Annotated in this window: 13 protein-coding genes and 1 pseudogene; 7 read left to right on the top strand and 7 right to left on the bottom strand. The window is 45.3% G+C overall.

The features are described 5' to 3' along the window. Positions 1 to 40: 40 nt before the first annotated feature. Positions 41 to 1,060 (bottom strand): TRAP transporter substrate-binding protein, encoded by a 1,020-nt coding sequence (locus tag MKS89_RS02110; RefSeq protein WP_072960259.1) that lies wholly within the window; start codon positions 1,058 to 1,060, stop codon positions 41 to 43. A 219-nt stretch (positions 1,061 to 1,279) separates the two neighbouring features. Between MKS89_RS02110 and MKS89_RS02105 the strand changes: the two genes are divergently transcribed. The 3 genes from MKS89_RS02105 (at position 1,280) to pdxR (ending at position 5,947) form a co-directional block, all read left to right on the top strand. Further along, a complete protein-coding gene (locus MKS89_RS02105) occupies positions 1,280 to 2,707 on the top strand; it encodes an NAD-dependent succinate-semialdehyde dehydrogenase (RefSeq protein ID WP_072960312.1) in 1,428 nt (475 codons plus the stop codon). Positions 2,708 to 2,750: 43 nt separating this feature from the next. Next, a complete protein-coding gene (gene gabT, locus MKS89_RS02100) occupies positions 2,751 to 4,028 on the top strand; it encodes a 4-aminobutyrate--2-oxoglutarate transaminase (protein ID WP_072960262.1) in 1,278 nt (425 codons plus the stop codon). Between the two features lie 125 nt (positions 4,029 to 4,153). Further along, positions 4,154 to 5,947, top strand: coding sequence for a MocR-like pyridoxine biosynthesis transcription factor PdxR (pdxR, locus tag MKS89_RS02095; RefSeq protein ID WP_072960264.1), 1,794 nt, complete (start codon positions 4,154 to 4,156; stop codon positions 5,945 to 5,947). 59 nt (positions 5,948 to 6,006) lie between these two features. On the opposite strand, the gene ilvN is transcribed toward pdxR, so the two are convergent. From ilvN to MKS89_RS02070, 5 genes are all read right to left on the bottom strand, one after another. Continuing rightward, positions 6,007 to 6,501 (bottom strand): acetolactate synthase small subunit, encoded by a 495-nt coding sequence (gene ilvN / locus MKS89_RS02090; protein WP_021020489.1) that lies wholly within the window; start codon positions 6,499 to 6,501, stop codon positions 6,007 to 6,009. Then, entirely contained in the window at positions 6,501 to 8,222 is a 1,722-nt protein-coding gene (locus MKS89_RS02085; protein WP_072960267.1) for an acetolactate synthase 3 large subunit, read from the bottom strand. Before MKS89_RS02085 ends, ilvN begins: the two co-directional genes overlap by 1 nt. Positions 8,223 to 8,712: 490 nt before the next feature. After that, positions 8,713 to 9,681 carry a transcriptional regulator LeuO gene (leuO, locus tag MKS89_RS02080; protein WP_072960270.1) on the bottom strand — a complete coding sequence of 323 codons (969 nt, stop codon included), beginning with the start codon at positions 9,679 to 9,681 and terminating at the stop codon, positions 8,713 to 8,715. A 404-nt stretch (positions 9,682 to 10,085) separates the two neighbouring features. Then, entirely contained in the window at positions 10,086 to 11,132 is a 1,047-nt protein-coding gene (locus MKS89_RS02075; RefSeq protein ID WP_072960315.1) for an MJ1255/VC2487 family glycosyltransferase, read from the bottom strand. Continuing rightward, positions 11,129 to 11,662 (bottom strand): phosphatase PAP2 family protein, encoded by a 534-nt coding sequence (locus tag MKS89_RS02070; RefSeq protein ID WP_072960273.1) that lies wholly within the window; start codon positions 11,660 to 11,662, stop codon positions 11,129 to 11,131. Before MKS89_RS02070 ends, MKS89_RS02075 begins: the two co-directional genes overlap by 4 nt. Positions 11,663 to 12,387: 725 nt before the next feature. Between MKS89_RS02070 and leuA the strand changes: the two genes are divergently transcribed. The 4 genes from leuA to leuD all read left to right on the top strand — a co-directional run bounded on the left by leuA (position 12,388) and on the right by leuD (position 17,213). Further along, on the top strand, positions 12,388 to 13,935 hold the full coding sequence (leuA, locus tag MKS89_RS02065; protein ID WP_072960276.1) for a 2-isopropylmalate synthase: 1,548 nt from the start codon (positions 12,388 to 12,390) through the stop codon (positions 13,933 to 13,935). A gap of 100 nt (positions 13,936 to 14,035) precedes the next feature. After that, entirely contained in the window at positions 14,036 to 15,133 is a 1,098-nt protein-coding gene (gene leuB / locus MKS89_RS02060) for a 3-isopropylmalate dehydrogenase (RefSeq protein WP_072960279.1), read from the top strand. A 59-nt stretch (positions 15,134 to 15,192) separates the two neighbouring features. Continuing rightward, positions 15,193 to 16,608 (top strand): 3-isopropylmalate dehydratase large subunit, encoded by a 1,416-nt coding sequence (gene leuC / locus MKS89_RS02055; RefSeq protein WP_072960281.1) that lies wholly within the window; start codon positions 15,193 to 15,195, stop codon positions 16,606 to 16,608. Positions 16,609 to 16,610: 2 nt separating this feature from the next. Further along, entirely contained in the window at positions 16,611 to 17,213 is a 603-nt protein-coding gene (gene leuD, locus MKS89_RS02050) for a 3-isopropylmalate dehydratase small subunit (RefSeq protein WP_072960283.1), read from the top strand. Between the two features lie 114 nt (positions 17,214 to 17,327). Here the strand turns inward: leuD and MKS89_RS02045 are convergent. Next, a pseudogene (locus MKS89_RS02045) lies at positions 17,328 to 17,955 on the bottom strand (IS630 family transposase); the annotation flags it as partial. Positions 17,956 to 18,075: the final 120 nt, after the last annotated feature.

The raw sequence follows: 18,075 nt of genomic DNA, 5'->3' as shown, positions 1-18,075 counted from the left end.
AATCAAGGTGAATCATCAGATTCACCTTGATTATTCCTTGTTACTGCTTCTTATTGAGGATCTCAACAAGCTGTTTTGAGTAAGGGTCGGCACTGGCATATTCCTGTGCAAGTGACACCCCGGCCGCTTTCCAAGCTTTTTTGTCTGCTTCAGATGGCTCAGGACTCCATTTCAATCCTTTGGCTTCCATCTCCGCCACAGCCTGAGATTCCCACAGTTTTGACTTAGTCAACTGCTCAATCGCATGTTCGGCCGTCGCACCTTTCACAATCGCTTGCAGATCTTTCGGCAATTTATTCCATGCTTTTTGGTTGACAATAATCGGCAACACCTGAGCGCCGGCAATGGGTAGCGGATACATGTATTTTGCAACTTCCACATGGTTACCATCGCGGTGGTCAATCATATTTGAACCGATAGAGCCATCAATAACGCCGGTTGCCAGTGACGTATAGATTTCACTCCAAGACAGAGAAACAGGTGCCGCACCGAGATTACGCAGGAACTTACCATAAGCACCCGGCGCACGAATTTTCATGCCTTTAAAGTCAGCAATCGAGTTGATTGGTTTTTTGGTAATGATATAAACGGGGGGTTGAATATAAGGTTCCAGCCAAACGATCCCCTGAGAGGCATAGGCTTTCTTCAACACATCGCCCCAGCCCCGTTCATGAAATAATGTCATGAGTTCACTGGCATCCGATGTTCCACCAGGCAAACCAACTTCCACAACCCCAGCCGGAAACTCACCCGCGTGCATCGGTTGGAAAGGTGCTCCCATTGTAATCAGACCGGAACGTACAGCACCTAAGATACCACTGGTACCCACACCTTCTCCGGAGTACAGAACTTGCACAGCAATGCGGCCATTGGACATGGTTTCAATATTTTTCGCCAAGTCTTCATAAACGGCACCAAATGCAGTACCGCGGCCATATAAATTTGCAAAGCGCCAATTATATTCAGCGGCAAAACTAACCGTAGAACTCGCAAGTGCGCTGACACCCAGCGTGACTGCCAGTAATGCCTTCGCAAGCTTCTTTCCCTTTAACCCAAACATAGAAATTCCTCTTCCTGTGTCGTTACTTGTTTGTTACTGATTTGTTTCACAGGTTAATATGAAGAAAGCAAAACCAAAGCAATAGAACCAGAAAGACAATTTGTATGGTACCAGCCAGAAACTTATCGCTGGTACCACATAATTGATCTAACTGGTACTTCGGGTGGTGTCATTTTTAGATCTACCATTCCCCTTACAGCTAACAAAAGAGACACAATGATGGACCAAATTGTTAACAAAAACTTACTCAAGGCAACGTGTCCTTTCAGTGAAGATGCGATTGCAGTCCTCAATCCGGCAACCGATGAAACGCTGACTTACATTCCTTCGGTTCAAACAACGGATATCCTTACTTTGATTGAGCAATCAAAGCAGGCTCAACAAGCTTGGCAGCAGCGTTCAGCCGCAGAACGATCAGCAATTTTAAAGCGCTGGTATGATCTTGTGGTTGAAAACAGTGATGATCTCGCCAGAATTATGACGCTCGAACAAGGGAAACCCTTGGCGGAAGCCAAAGGCGAAGTCATGTACGGTGCATCTTTCATTCAGTGGTTTGCAGAAGAAGGAAAACGCACCTACGGTGATACAATTCCGGCACCGACGTCGAACAAACGTTTAATGACCATTAAACAGCCGGTTGGTGTCGCTGCGGCGATCACCCCTTGGAATTTCCCCATCGCAATGATCACTCGTAAGGCAGCCCCCGCGCTGGCGGCTGGGTGTAGTTTTATCGTCAAACCCGCCAACCAAACCCCGCTTTCTGCCTATGCCATTGCAGAACTAGCGTACGCAGCAGGATTGCCAAAAGAGCTCTTAATTGTGGTGAACAACCACTCTTCAGTGGCTGTTGGTGATATTTTCTGTAGTCATGATGATATTAAGAAGTTGTCTTTCACAGGCTCGACTCAAGTGGGTAGTCACCTGATCAAACAGTGTGCAGAAACCATCAAGCGTACCTCAATGGAATTAGGCGGCAACGCACCGTTTATCGTCTTTGATGATGCAGATATCGATGAAGCGGTCAAAGGTGCCATCGCCTCAAAATTCCGTAATGCCGGACAGACCTGTGTGTGTGCAAACCGCTTCTATGTTCAGGACAGCGTTTACGATCAATTCGTTGAAAAATTTGCCAAAGCCGTGGCAAACCTGAAAGTCGGTAATGGCGTGGAACCCGGTGTCGTTATCGGTCCGCTGATCGATATGAAAGCGAAAAACAGCGTATTGGGCTATATCAATACAGCCGTCGAACAAGGCGCAAAAATCGCATTTGGCGGCCGCTCTTTGGACGGTCTCTTCGTTGAACCGACCATTCTGACTGAAGTCACTCAAGACATGGAGATTGTCCATACCGAATTATTCGGTCCGGTCGCTCCAATTGTTCGCTTTACCAATGATGATGACCTGGTCGAAAAAGCCAACGATACGATTTACGGATTAGCCAGTTACTTCTACACCAATACGCTGAATCGCGCATTTCGTATTGCCGAGCAGCTTGAATACGGCATGGTTGGGATTAATGAAGGCATTATCTCCAATGAAGTCGCGCCATTCGGTGGTGTAAAACAATCCGGCTTTGGCCGGGAGGGTGCCAAACAAGGGATTGATGAATATCTCAATGTTAAATATCTCTGCTTTGGTGGCTTCTGACATCTCACAATAACTACTGTTTGAATGTGAAGGAATAAAACTCATGACAAATATGGAATGGCAAGCCCGTAAGGAAAAAGTCGTTGCAAAAGGGATGGCTAACCTGGCGCCGATTTACGCGGCAAATGCTAAAAATGCGCTCATCACAGATATTGAAGGCAAAACGTATATCGACTTTGCCGCAGGGATTGCCGTGAATAATACCGGCCATTCTCATCCGCAGATTATTGAAGCCGTTAAAAAGCAGTTAGACAACTTCAGTCATACCTGTTCAATGGTCACGCCTTATGCGAGCTTTGTTGAACTGGCTGAAAAAATCGTGGCAAAAACACCGGGAAATTTTGAGAAAAAAGCGGCATTCGTGACCACCGGTGCTGAAGCGGTAGAAAATGCGGTGAAAATTGCGCGGGCACATACCGGCCGTTCGGGCGTCATAGCCTTTAAAGGCGGCTTCCATGGTCGGACAAACATGTGTATGGGACTTACCGGAAAAGTCGCGCCCTACAAAACTGGTTTTGGGCCGTTTCCAAACGAAATCTATCACCTGCCATTCCCGAATGACTATCATGGCGTCACTGAAGCGCAAAGCCTGAGTGCTTTGGACGATTTATTCGCTTGTGATATCGAGCCGAGCCGTATCGCGGCAATCATTTTCGAGCCGATTCAGGGAGAAGGCGGGTTCTATCAGGCACCTGCATCTTGGGCACAGAAAATCCGCGAAATATGTGATAAACACGGTATTGTTTTAATCTGTGACGAAATTCAGACCGGATTTGCCCGAACCGGCAAAATGTTTGCGACAGAATACCTCGGCATTGAAGCAGATCTGTTCACGATGGCTAAAGGTATTGCCGGGGGATTCCCATTGTCCGGTGTTGTCGGTAAAGCAGAAATTATGGATGCTGCCAATCCCGGAGGCGTCGGTGGGACTTATGCAGGATCACCGCTCGCTTGTGTTGCTGCGTTAGAAGTGCTCGATATCATTGAAAAAGAAAATCTCTGTGAAAGAGCGCAACATATTGGCTTGCAATTTAAGGAACAATTGACCGAATTGCAAAAAGAGATTCCTCAAATTGGTGACATCCGTCAAGTCGGGGCCATGATTGCCATCGAATTCAATGATCCCGACAATGGTGCACCTCTTGCTGATTTAACCAAACAGCTTGTGGTAAAAAGTAACCATGCCGGTGTGATTTTGTTATCTTGTGGGGTAAAAGGAAATGTGATTCGCTTCCTACCACCATTGACGATTGAGCCGGAACTGATCGTCAAAGGTATTGAAATCATCAAAGCAGAATTACAAGCGTTGCTCGCTCACTAATTATATTCAGAGAAGTACATTCAGATAAAAGTACATCCAACGAAGATACGGTCGCTTTTCATGGTCGTATCTTCGTTGCCTCACTCGGATTCGTCAGCGGCACAAGAAACAGTTGTAGGAGCCGTATGCTAAGCCAGTATATCCACCTTGATCCGCAGGATTCAAAAACACTGCAAGATCAAATCAAAAGCAGCCTTGCCAAAGCAATCTTCGATGGCTTCATTCCAAAGCAATCTCCCCTTGCCTCTTCACGTAAGTTAGCCAAAGATCTTCATGTTTCCAGAAACACGATTTTGCGCGTATACGAGCAGTTGACCGAAGAAGGGATCCTCGTCTCCATTGAACGCAAAGGCTATTTTGTCAATCCCACGCTGGATATTTCCGTTACCCAGCTCGCTTCAGCAACACCACAAGAACAATCAACTCAGCTCGATTGGAGTCGCTATCTGAACGCTGAAAACAGTGTTTCGGAACGCGAAGCCAAAGATCTCAAAAATTATCCTTATCTCTTTGTCAGTGGCGTTGTTGATGAGGACTTATTCCCGGTGTCTGAATGGCGCAAATGCAGTATTCAGTCACTCAATCGCATCAATCATCGCACTTGGACATCAAATGACTCAGACTATGATGATCTGATTGAACAGATCCGCACCCGCGTATTGACCAAGCGTGGCATATTTGTCAATCGAGATAATATCGCCATTACTCTCGGATGCCAGAACAGCCTCTATTATTTGTCAAAACTGCTCATCTCGGCCGATTCCTCAATTGCAGTTGAGAATCCCGGTTATCCCGAGGCATTGCACCAGTTTCAGGCCAGACGTGCTGAGATTGTGCCGATCAATGTGGATCAAGAAGGAATGGTGATTGATGAACGACTTACCGGCTGCCAACTGGTTTATACCACCCCAAGCAATCAATTTCCGACCACAGTACGCCTGTCTGCCAGTCGGCGTAGGAAACTCCTTACGTTGGCTGAAGAGCATGACTTCTTGATCATTGAAGATGATTTTGAACATGATATCAATTTCATTGAAGACACCTGCCCACCACTGAAAAGTGAATCATCCAGTGAGCGTATTATTTATATCTCCAGTTTTTCTTCGACAATTGCTCCGGGGTTGCGACTCGGATATATCGTGGCCCCCGCTCCCCTGATTTCACAGATCAAAGCCCTTCAGTTCAGAACACATAGCTTACCGCCGAAGAACAACTGTCAAACCCTTGCCTTGTTTCTCAGCCTCGGATATTACGATGCACTGGCTCAAAAAATGCTCAAACGTTATCGGCAAAAATGGCTGACGATGGAAAAGGCGCTGAATTACTATTTCCCACAATCAGGTGTGACACCGTCGTTGGCAGGGACGGCTTTCTGGATCGACTATAAACAGGGATTCGATGCTAAAAGGTTTGAACAACTGGCTGAACAGCATGGTATTTTGATCAATAATGGCGCCAAATACTATTACTGCGATGAGCGGACCAATAGCTTTCGGCTGTGCTTCCAATCCATCGGGACAGAACAGATCCGGGAAGGGATTGCGCTCCTTTCCCAAATCGCCAAACAGGTTATGCCGATCGAAACCCTTGAGGAATGTCAGCAACCGCCACTCCATAGCAAAGCGATTCGTCATCTGTTGAAAAATCAAACCCTCTTAACTAAAGACTGTTTTAATATTCCGTACCGAATCACCTTTCAGGCTGACGGCAAAATGACGGGGATCTCTGATCGTCCTAATGACATGGATGAGGGCTATTGGTGGGTTGAACACGATCAGTTTGTTTACCAATGGCGTAACTGGCAGTTTTCAGATATCCGAAAAATCACCATCGTTGTCGAGAACGGGGAAGTGAAACGATTTGATGAAGATGGCTACTTTATTGGCGAAGCGCAGCTCATATCCAGTCAAATGGGATAACAATAAAAAACCGGCTGATACCGGTTTTTTATTGTGTTTTGCCATGACAGACGATGATATTACGCACGCAGAGCACGTTCACGGCGGGCGATACCCACGATGCCACTGCGAGCAACCTCTAGCACTTCTGTCACTTCTGAGATAGCCTCAATAAACGCATCTAGTTTATCGGTTGTCCCGGCCATCTGAACTGTATACTGACTGCTGGTAACATCGACAATTTGGCCTCTGAAAATATCCGCCGTCCGTTGCACCTCAGCCCGGGCTGCACCACTGGCTCTCACTTTCACCAACATCAATTCCCGCTCTATATGTTCAAACTCCGACACTTCTTGAACTTTCAATACATCAATCAATTTATGCAGCTGCTTCTGAATCTGTTCCAGCTCCATCGCATTGGTTTTAGTCGTGATGTTAAGACGAGATAACGTCTCATCGTCAGTCGGGGATACATTCAACGTTTCAATATTGAAACCACGCTGGGAGAACAATCCGACCACACGAGACAAAGCACCGGGTTGGTTCTCCATTAATACTGAAATAATGTGTCTCATCAGGTTCTCTCCGTTTTGCTCAACCACATTTTGTCCATCCCTTCGCCTTTAATCTGCATCGGATAAACGTGCTCTGTTTCATCGACATTGATATCCACAAACACCAGACGATCTTTCATATCCAGTGCTTTCTTCAATCCGGCTTCTAATTCATCCGGTGTTGAGATGCGGATACCGACGTGCCCATAAGCTTCTGCGATTGCAGCAAAGTCCGGCACAGAACTCATATATGAATTCGAGTGACGTCCCTGATAAATAATATCTTGCCACTGTTTGACCATCCCCAAGAAACGGTTGTTCAAGTTGATGATCTTGACCGGAATATCATATTGCAGTGCAGTTGACAGCTCTTGAATATTCATCTGAATACTGCCGTCTCCGGTCACCACAACGACTTCCTCTTCCGGATGAGAGAATTTGACGCCCATCCCGGCAGGTAAACCAAATCCCATCGTGCCAAGGCCACCAGAATTGATCCAGCGACGTGGCTTGTTAAACGGGTAATAAAGAGCCGCAAACATTTGATGTTGCCCGACATCAGAAGCAACATAGGCATTCCCTTCGGTCAATCGATGGAGCGTTTCGATCACTTGTTGCGGTTTAATCCGCTCACTGGATTTCTGATAAGCAAGACACTGACGCTCCCGCCAAACCTGAATCTCTTTCCACCATTGTTCCAACGCGTTGGCATCATTCGAGCCCCCTTGCTCAACCAGCAACTTCAGCATCGTTTCCAAAACTTTTTCTGCTGAGCCGACGATGGGTAAATCCGCCGGTACGTTCTTTGAGATTGAAGACGGGTCAATATCAATGTGCATGATCTTGGCATGAGGACAATATTTTTCCAGATTATTCGTAGTTCGGTCATCAAACCGGACACCGATACCAAAAATCAAATCGGCATGATGCATCGCCATATTGGCTTCATAAACCCCATGCATTCCCAACATTCCCAGCGCATTTGCGTGAGTGCCGGGGAAAGCGCCTAATCCCATCAGGGTACTGACCACAGGCAAATTCAAGGTTTCCGCTAATTGAAGAATCTGCTTATCCGCCTCAGAAATAACCGCACCACCACCAACATATAAAACTGGCTTTTTCGCATCTAACAGCGCTTTGAGTGCTTTCTTGATCTGCCCTTTATGTCCGCTGGTTGTCGGATTATAAGAGCGCATCTTGATGGTTTTCGGATATTGATAAGGCAATTTAACCTGAGGATTCATAACATCCTTCGGTAAATCAATGACCACAGGGCCAGGACGACCGGTCGAAGCAATATAGAATGCTTTTTTAATTGTTTCGGGAATATCTTCAGCTTTTTTGACCAAAAAGCTATGTTTCACAATTGGCCGGGAAACCCCAACGATGTCACATTCCTGAAATGCATCATTACCAATCAGACTGTTGGGGACATTGCCTGATATGACAATCATTGGAATAGAATCCATATAAGCTGTCGCAATACCGGTTACGGTATTGGTTGCACCTGGGCCGGAGCAAACCAGCACGACACCCGGTTTACCGGTCGAGCGTGCGTAACCGTCAGCCATATGTGTGGCCGCTTGTTCATGACGAACGAGCACATGTTTGATTTGGTCGGTTTTTTCATGAAGGGCATCATAGATATCAAGCACGGATCCACCGGGGTAACCAAAAATTTGCTCGACACCTTCTTCGATCAGAGACTGAACAACCATCTCTGCACCGGATAGCATTACCATATTATTCTCCTTACCAGCCACTGTATCCCGAGGTCAGTTCAACAGTCTGGTTGGTTACATAGTCTAGGGCTTATTCGTAGCCTAATCGAAATCGATTCGCTAATGGCTATGTCCTTGCAGGGTCATAACACCGCAAGGGATAAAACAACTTTACTCGCTTCAGAAAGATTGGTCTATTCAGTTTCTGACCGCGATTTAGCGAATATGTTGCACATAGACACCTATTTAGAACTCTCTACGGTAAAAACATTTAAAGTTAGATAACCATGTCAATCCTGAGAACAAAAAAGACATAAAATATTTATTCCATGTAACAAAAGTCATCAAGATGCTAAAGAAGAAACAAATCTGTTGATATAAAGTAAGCGACCCAATCGACGCTTATCAGGAAGAATTCGAAGAAGAAAGAGGAAGAGTAAAGAGAAAGGCAAAAACAGACGTTGCCTTCCCTTATTTTCATCGGGTCGGCAACATCAGGATGAAACACAGATTAATGTGTCACAGGAGCACTGACAATTTCACCACAAATCATCATGAGCTGTTCTCTCAGCCAACCGTGTCCTTTATCTTTTTCATTCGATTCGTGCCAGCTCAGGTAACCACTGATCTGTTTACGTTCAAATGGTGAAGCAATGGTTTGAAGTTGCTCTCTATTTGGTGACGCTTCCACCAACCAACGTGGTGCGATGGTAATCAGTTCTGACTGACTGACAACATAAAGCACATTGCTTAAGCTTGTCCCCTCATAGTGGGAATGGCAATCGATATCTCGGTAAGCCTGTTCACTGAAACTCCGAATACCATGCGCCTGAGAGAGCTTCGCGTGTTGCTCTTCTATGACCTGTGCTGAGGTAATCGCTCCTTGAATACGAGGGTGTTGCTTAGAAGCAACAATCACCAGCTCATCTTGGAAAATTTCGGTACTACAGAAACCGGATTCTTCAAAACGCGCATAGTCAATGACAAAATCGACTTCCTGATAACGTAACCGTTCAGCAAGTTGTTGGTTCGAGTCCGCTTCCAAATGCAGTTGCACTTGAGGTGCCTGATCGTGAATTGACGAGAAAATCTTCGGTGCGAAGCGCAAATCATTCGGACTACAAATCGCTAAGTTGAACTGTCTGGTTGAAGATTCAGGCGTAAAAACAGAATTCGGTAGTTCATTACGAATTAACTGTAATGCTTGGCGAATCGGGCCAAAAAGCTGTCGGGCACGTTGAGTCGGCTGAATACCTCGTCCTTGCCGCATGAATAGTTCATCATTAAACATCACTTTCAGGCGTGCCACAGCGTTACTTACTGCTGGCTGAGACATCCCTAAATTATGAGCTGCTCGAGTAATATTTTGTTCCTGCATCACGGCATCAAACACGGTGAGCAGATTCAAATCAACGCCTCGTAGCGTACTTTCCATCCGATAGCTGGCGACTGGTTGGATAACTTCTTTTTTTTCTAACATTTAGAATGCCTCTTATTTTGCTTCAGTCATCACTTTCGTTATCCCGCTAGGAATAACGCTCTTGTCAGGCGAAGTGACATACATCAGATAAAGTGACTCAACGTGATTCTATTTTGACCAACCTATTGATAGTTCGTATGAGTAGGCTGTGTAATTCACTATCTTTTAATTGATGTACAAAAGGCAACTGGATTGATAAAAAGTCAGTTTATTTTACCTCATTTTGAAAAATTACCATAAAAATCATATCGTTAAAAAAACATCAAAAAAGATAAAATCGCTGATTTTATAGTATTCACAAAATTAATTGACGTGAGTTATAGGTTTGCAACAGAAAATCTATAACTATTCATTTCATATATGGTAAGTAAAATAGATTAACGCTGATCAATGATTCATCAGTATTACACCATGACATAATCAGGAAAGTTAACCTGTTTCCAGAGCGAATGACACAGTTGCTGATGACTATCCCAACGCCCCTGAACCACCCATTCAGCAATGGCTTGAGCAACATCAGGATAAACGACTCGCTCTGCGTTCGGTTCATCGAGCCACTGCCGAATTACGGCAACATCAAGCGATTCCATCGCAGAAGCGAGCCCCAGTATTTCAAGTGTCGCCACGTTGCTCTGCTGCTCAAATTGGCCCATCAAAGGTTTGAGGAGTAATTTTTTGCCATACGACATGGCTTCAGAAGGGAGTTCAAATCCACCATTGGCAATCACGCCGGCACAGCAACGTAAATGCTCTTGGAAACTCTCATGGCATAATGGATGAAGTGTCATGTTCTCTGTCTGCTTCATTTCATCAACCATGGGGTGATAACAGACAAACTGATAGTGACCGAAACGAAAGAACAGATCCATGATGGATTCCAGTGATTCGAATGGAAGATAGATTAAAATGAAAGGTTGGTTCTCTGCTGCCGCCCCGCAGGTATGAATAATCGGCGGTAAAATCGGATGCTCGAAGTGATACCAGTGCAACCCAAGATAATGATCAGCAGGTGCGAAATTGGTAATAATCTTCTTATCAAGCCAGTTGGCTCCCTTTGACGGTACCGGATAACGAAAAGCATTCTGATGACTAAGACTGATACAGGGTTTGTGCTGTAATTTTGCCGCCCACGATGTAATCGGTTCAAAATCACTGATCACTAAATCATAAGCGCTGAGATCAAGCTGGCGGATATCGGAAATCAATTGACCAAACCGATTCTCTCTGGCGGTTTTTAAATAATCGACCCGTCCCTTTTCGGTCATAAACGTCAACCCACGACGGGTTTGATAACTGCCAAAGCAGTCCATTGAAAAATATTTATCTTGCTCTCTGCCACTGAAAATAAAATCGACATCTACATCATGATATTGACGGAGTGCATGGCTCATCACTCTGGCTCGTGCCGTATGGCCGTTCCCGGTTCCCTGAACACCATAGAGAATTTTCAAATCATCCACTCCATAACCAGTTGGCCAGCTTGCGCACAACTCATACCGAGTAAAGCACCAATCAGTACATCCGTGAAAAAATGAACCCCCAGCAGAATACGAGCGGCACCAATACACCCAGCCCAGATAAACACCATCACTGACAATGATGGATAAAAGGAAGCAATGAGTGTTGCCATCAGAAAAGCGGCACTCGTATGCCCAGAAGGCAAGCTAAACCGATCAGAAGGCGTAATATAAGCAATGACTCTTGAGGAGAACTCTTGAGGACGACGCCGTTGAAAAAGGTTTTTAAACAACCAGTAAAGCGGCAACTCAATCAGAAATGAGATCAATCCAGTGATGAGTAATGCCTGACCTGCAATCTCATCAACCAAAAAAGCAGCACCACCAATGGCAACATATAAATGACCATCTCCGGTATGGGAGACAGCTCGGCTAATACGTGCCAATGGATAACTGAATCTGTGTTGCAGACAGAACAGTGACAAGGCCAGATCAAATTTCACAATCGGTTCAATAACTCTCATGACTGCATTCCTGTAGTTCAACCCCTTTATATCCAAGACACTAATCAGTCCAGATGACAGCGGTGTGACTATTTGTTGTCGAAAGTATGAACATTGTTGTTGCCGAAAGTATGAATGTTGTTGAATCAATGAATGCAGTCTGTTAGCGAATCGATGAGCATCATGGGTAGAGACCCTCAGCGGTCAGGTAGACATTTGTATCAGCAAAAACCTTGCATCGACAAAAACAGTGCATGATATGAATTGAAAACGATAAGACAGTAAGATGGATACTCAATAAAAGATGGGTAGTTTCAGGGGGAGATTCCGTCTCTCAAGACCCCCATATTTTTGTACGGAGAATAATCGTCCCGTTACGATTTCAGTCTCATCTAAGCTCGGAATAAAATCATATCCGACCATCGAAATACACGAAGTACGGTCCACGACTGAAACAGGTACTACCAATAAATATACAATTTTGGGTTGACGTAATGTATCAGGTGCGGTACTAATTTGTTATTGAATTTTGTGGAAAGTAAATGAACATGACATTGAAAACTTCTCTCCTACTAGGCCTCCTCCTTATCGTGTATCAATCGCGCGGGTAGCCAGTGGACAGAAAACACCACAAAGAATCACAAAAACCCGCATCGAAATGCGGGTTTTTTTATAGCTAAAAGTACTTAACAAAAAAATATCAAGTGAGCAAACACAACCACTTATCGGTCTAGGAGCCAGCCAATATGAACGATCAGGTCATTATCTTCGATACAACCCTACGGGACGGAGAACAAGCATTATCTGCCAGTTTAACGGTGAGAGAAAAATTACAAATTGCCTACGCTCTGGAACGACTGGGAGTGGATGTGATTGAAGCCGGCTTTCCGGTCTCTTCTCCGGGCGACTTTGAATCGGTACAAACCATCGCTAAAAACATCAAAAACAGCCGAGTCTGTGCACTTGCCCGCGCTGTAGAAAAAGACATTGATGCCGCAGGCGAAGCCTTAAAAGTTGCTGAAGCATTCCGAATTCACACGTTCATTTCAACCTCAACGGTTCATGTTCAGGACAAGCTTCGTCGTAGCTATGACCAAGTGGTAGAGATGGGGGTCAAAGCGATCAAACATGCTCGTCGTTATACGGATGATGTTGAATTCTCTTGTGAGGACGCAGGGCGAACCCCAATCGACAACTTATGCCGCATGGTTGAAGCCGCAATTGAGGCCGGAGCCAGAACAATTAATATCCCTGATACCGTTGGCTATACAGTTCCTGGGGAGTTCGGTGGTATCATTCAGACATTATTCAACCGTATACCCAACATTGATAAGGCAATTATTTCTGTCCACTGCCACGATGATTTGGGAATGTCCGTTGCCAACTCGATCTCTGCTGTTCAAGCCGGAGCCCGTCAGGTTGAAGGAACAATCAACGGTATCGGTGAACGTGCCGGAAACTGTGCACTGGAAGAGATCGCGATGATCATCAAGACTCGCCAAGAGCTTTTAGGTGTTCATACTGGCATTAAACACGAGGAAATCCACCGAACAAGTAAAATGGTCAGCCAGATTTGTAATATGCCGATCCAAAGCAACAAAGCAATCGTGGGCACCAATGCATTCAGCCATTCCTCCGGCATCCATCAGGATGGGATGCTGAAAAATAAGAATACCTATGAAATTATGACCCCAGAATCGATTGGTCTGAAAAATCAGGCATTAAATCTGACAAGTCGTAGTGGCAGGGCTGCGGTGAAAAGTCATATGGATGCAATGGGCTATCAGGAAGATGAATATAATTTGGATGCACTTTATGAAGATTTCCTAAAACTTGCTGACCGCAAAGGTCAGGTGTTCGATTATGACTTAGAATCCTTGATGTTCTTCTCCAATTTGCGTGAAGAAGACGACTTCTACAAACTAAACTATCTGAGCGTTCAATCAGGCAGCGTGATGGCAACCACCACGATAAAACTGCAATGTGGCGATGAAGAAAAATGCGAAGCCGCTGTCGGTAACGGTCCGGTAGACGCATTGTATCAATGCATTTACCGTGTTACTGGTTACGATATCGTCCTCGATAAATTCGATCTGACCGCGAAAGGAGAAGGTGAAGACGGTTTAGGACAAGCAGATATTATCGCCAACTATAAAGGCCGAAAATACCACGGAACGGGAATATCCACCGATATCGTTGAAGCTTCGGGAGAAGCATTATTACATGTGATCAACAGTATTCAACGAGCCGATCAGATCGAAGTCATTAAAAAGAAAAAAATAGCTACAGTATAATAGCAACAATAAATATAAGCCCCTAGGCGTCGGTCTCATTGTGTCACACAGACCGACGTAGGTAAAAAATCAATAAATACGAGAGTGAACAAGGACTCACATGACAGACAAAACTTATAAAATTGCAGTACTGCCCGGTGACGGCATCGGCCCGGAAGTCATGCAACAGGCTCATAAAGTACTTGATGCGATTCAAACAAAATACAACATCGCTTTTGACCGGACTGAATACGACGTTGGTGGTATTGCCATCGATAATCACGGCAGTCCACTTCCGGAACAAACACTGAAGGGATGTGAACAGGCGCAAGCAGTTTTGTTTGGTTCAGTCGGAGGACCAAAATGGGAACATCTACCACCAAATGAACAACCTGAACGCGGTGCTTTATTACCATTGCGTAAGCATTTTCAACTGTTCTGCAACTTACGCCCGGCACAAATTCATCAGGGACTCGAAACGTTTTCGCCACTACGTGCAGATATCTCGGCCAATGGATTTGACATCGTGGTTGTACGCGAGCTCACTGGGGGGATCTATTTTGGTCAACCTAAAGGGCGCGAAGGTGAAGGCGCCAATGAAAAAGCATTTGATACGGAAGTCTATCACCGCTATGAGATTGAACGTATTGCTAAAATTGCTTTTGAATCAGCCCGTTTACGTCGTAAGAAAGTATGCTCGATTGATAAAGCAAACGTCCTGCAAAGCTCTATCTTATGGCGAGAAGTCGTGAGCGAAATTGGCAAAGATTATCCGGATGTCGAGTTGTCCCATATGTACATCGACAATGCAACTATGCAGCTAATTAAAGATCCGGCTCAGTTCGATGTCATGCTATGTTCAAATATCTTTGGTGATATTCTCTCTGATGAGTGCGCCATGATCACTGGTTCAATGGGAATGCTTCCTTCAGCCAGTCTGAACGAAAGCAATTTCGGGCTGTATGAACCCGCAGGTGGCAGTGCACCAGATATCGCAGGGAAAAACATTGCCAATCCAGTTGCTCAGATTTTATCGGCAGCATTAATGCTCCGTTACAGTCTGGGTGAAGAAGCAGCGGCTCAAGATATTGAGGTTGCCGTCAGCAAGGCACTATCCGCCGGGGAGCTAACCGCGGATCTGGCAACGGATAAACCGGCACTGACAACCTCTGAAATGGGCGACAAAATCGCAGCCTATATATTAAGTGAAAAAGCTTAAGTGCATAAGCATGTGACCGAGAGGATTCTCGGTCCACGAACAAGCTCAAGGTAGAAGCAATGTCAAAAGCAAAAACATTATACGAAAAAATCTACGATGCACATGTCGTGGTCGCCGCTGAAGGTGAAAACCCGATTTTGTATATCGATCGTCATTTAGTTCATGAAGTCACGTCACCACAAGCTTTCGACGGGCTCCGGGAAAAAGGTCGCTCTGTCCGTCAGGTCAACAAAACCTTTGCCACTATGGACCATAACGTCTCTACAACCACAAAAGACATCAGAGCTTCCGGTGAGATGGCTCAGATCCAGATGGAAACGCTCTCAAAAAACTGCGAAGAGTTCGGTGTCACACTCTACGATATCAATCACAAATATCAGGGTATCGTGCACGTCATGGGACCAGAGTTGGGGATTACCCTACCGGGAATGACCATTGTTTGTGGTGATTCTCATACGGCAACACACGGAGCATTCGGCTCACTGGCTTTCGGGATCGGGACGTCTGAAGTTGAACACGTCCTTGCCACGCAAACCCTCAAGCAAGCACGTGCCAAAACAATGAAAATTGAAGTCAAAGGCAAGGTTGCGAAGGGGATTACTGCAAAAGATATCGTGCTGGCGATCATCGGTAAAACCACAGCAGCAGGCGGGACCGGATATGTCGTTGAATTCTGTGGTCAGGCCATTCAAGATCTGTCGATGGAAGGTCGAATGACCGTTTGTAACATGGCGATAGAGATGGGTGCCAAAGCCGGCCTGATAGCGCCGGATCAAACGACATATGACTACATCAAAGGTCGTAAGTTTGCACCGACAGGTGAAAACTGGGACAAAGCAGTCGAATACTGGCAAACATTGCAGTCTGACGATGGTGCCGAATACGATGCCGTGGTGACATTAGATGCAGCAGACATTAAACCTCAAGTAACATGGGGTACCAACCCAGGACAAGTCATTTCGATTGATGCCCCTATTCCGGCTCCGGAAAATTTTACTGATTTAATCGAGCAATCATCTGCGACCAAAGCACTGAACTATATGGGGCTTGAAGGAGGCAAACTGCTATCCGACTATAACGTCGATAAAGTTTTCATCGGTTCTTGTACCAATTCCCGGATTGAAGACATGCGTGCAGCGGCACACATTGCTCAAGGTAAAAAAGTCGCATCGCACGTACAGGCAATCGTTGTGCCGGGTTCAGAGCAGGTCAAAGCACAAGCTGAATCAGAAGGTTTAGATAAAATCTTTACCGATGCCGGGTTTGAATGGCGTTTACCGGGATGCTCAATGTGTCTGGCGATGAATAATGATCGCCTAGGGCCGGGAGAACGCTGTGCATCAACATCGAACCGAAACTTTGAAGGACGTCAGGGGCGAGCTGGTCGCACGCATCTTGTCAGTCCTGCAATGGCGGCAGCAGCAGCAATCGCTGGACACTTTGTTGATATTCGTACACTTGAGCAAGGGGAATAATGATGTCAGGATTTAAAAAACATACAGGTTTAGTCGTTCCGCTGGATGCAGCGAACGTCGATACTGATGCGATTATCCCGAAGCAGTTTCTACAAAAAGTAAACCGTATCGGTTTTGGTAAACATCTATTCCATGACTGGCGCTTCCTAGATGATGCCGGCCAACAACCCAACCCTGAGTTTGTGATGAATGCCCCCCGTTATCAGGGAGCCAGTATTCTGCTAGCTCGTGAGAACTTTGGTTGTGGTTCATCCCGTGAACACGCGCCATGGGCTTTGGCTGATTACGGGATTCAGGTGATGATAGCGCCAAGCTTTGCTGATATTTTTTACGGCAACTCAATCAACAACCAAATGGTGCCGGTTCGCCTGAAAGAAAGCGAAGTCGATGCGATTTTCCAATATGTTGAAGCCAATGAAGGTGCTGAGATTACCGTTGATCTGGAAGCGATGAAAGTGTCGGCAAATGGTAAAGAATACAGTTTTGAAATCGATGAATTCCGTCGCCACTGTCTTCTGAACGGATTGGATAATATCGGCCTGACACTTCAGCATGAAGATAAAATTGCCGAATATGAATCAAAAATCCCAAGCTTCTTAAACTAAAAAGTATCGACTGGTAATAGCCAGATGCGTACAAAGCCATTTTATAGAAGTGATTGAAAGCTGATGTTATACATCAGCTTTTTCTTTATTTGCAGATAATACCAATCGCACTAATTAATTGGTCAACATGGTCCAATCTCTAAAGCAGAGTGAAATGACTCTGCTTTTGTCTGCACAAAAACGATTCCAAGCACTACACAGCTTGTCGACAATATCGTCATAACATTCAAAACACCTATTGGCTATTTCGTTCTGACGTAACCAACTCCATACCTGCTCTATTGGATTCAGTTCCGGTGAATAGGACGGTATATGAATGATAGTCACGTTCTTGAATGAATCGGCAAGATAACTTTGATGCCAACTGGCTTGATCCATGATGACGACAGCATGTTTGTCCGTGGGTGTTGATTGAGAAATGAGCCTGAGTTGCTCTTTCATTGCTTCCATGTTGCTCATCGGCACAACAATAGCTTCAGTTTCTCCGGTATTAACGCACACCGCTCCAAAGAGGTACGCATACTCAAATTGCTGTTGTTGTACCGCTCTGGGGCGAGTCCCTTTTTCTGCCCATATTCGGGTGGTTGTGTTGCGCTGGCCAAATCTGGCTTCATCTTGAAACCAGATTTGAACATCTTTTAAAGCCACATGTCCTGGGATCTTAAGGATCGTTTCGATTTGGAATTTTTTTAAAAGCTTCTTGCGCTTCTACAGATTGCTTTGGGTGCTTTGAACGCGTTGTATGGGAAATTATCCCCATTAATCGACCTGTTTCGGGTAATGTGAGACCCAGGCTTTAGCTGCAACTAAAGCTTTCTATGTCGTAGTTCGATTGAACGCTGGCTCCTCTATCGAGAGACCG

This window comes from Vibrio gazogenes, assembly GCF_023920225.1.
GTDB classification, from domain to species: Bacteria; Pseudomonadota; Gammaproteobacteria; order Enterobacterales; family Vibrionaceae; genus Vibrio; species Vibrio gazogenes.
Note: the sequence above shows the minus strand (reverse complement) of the source record. Positions and strands in the feature narration are given on the sequence as shown.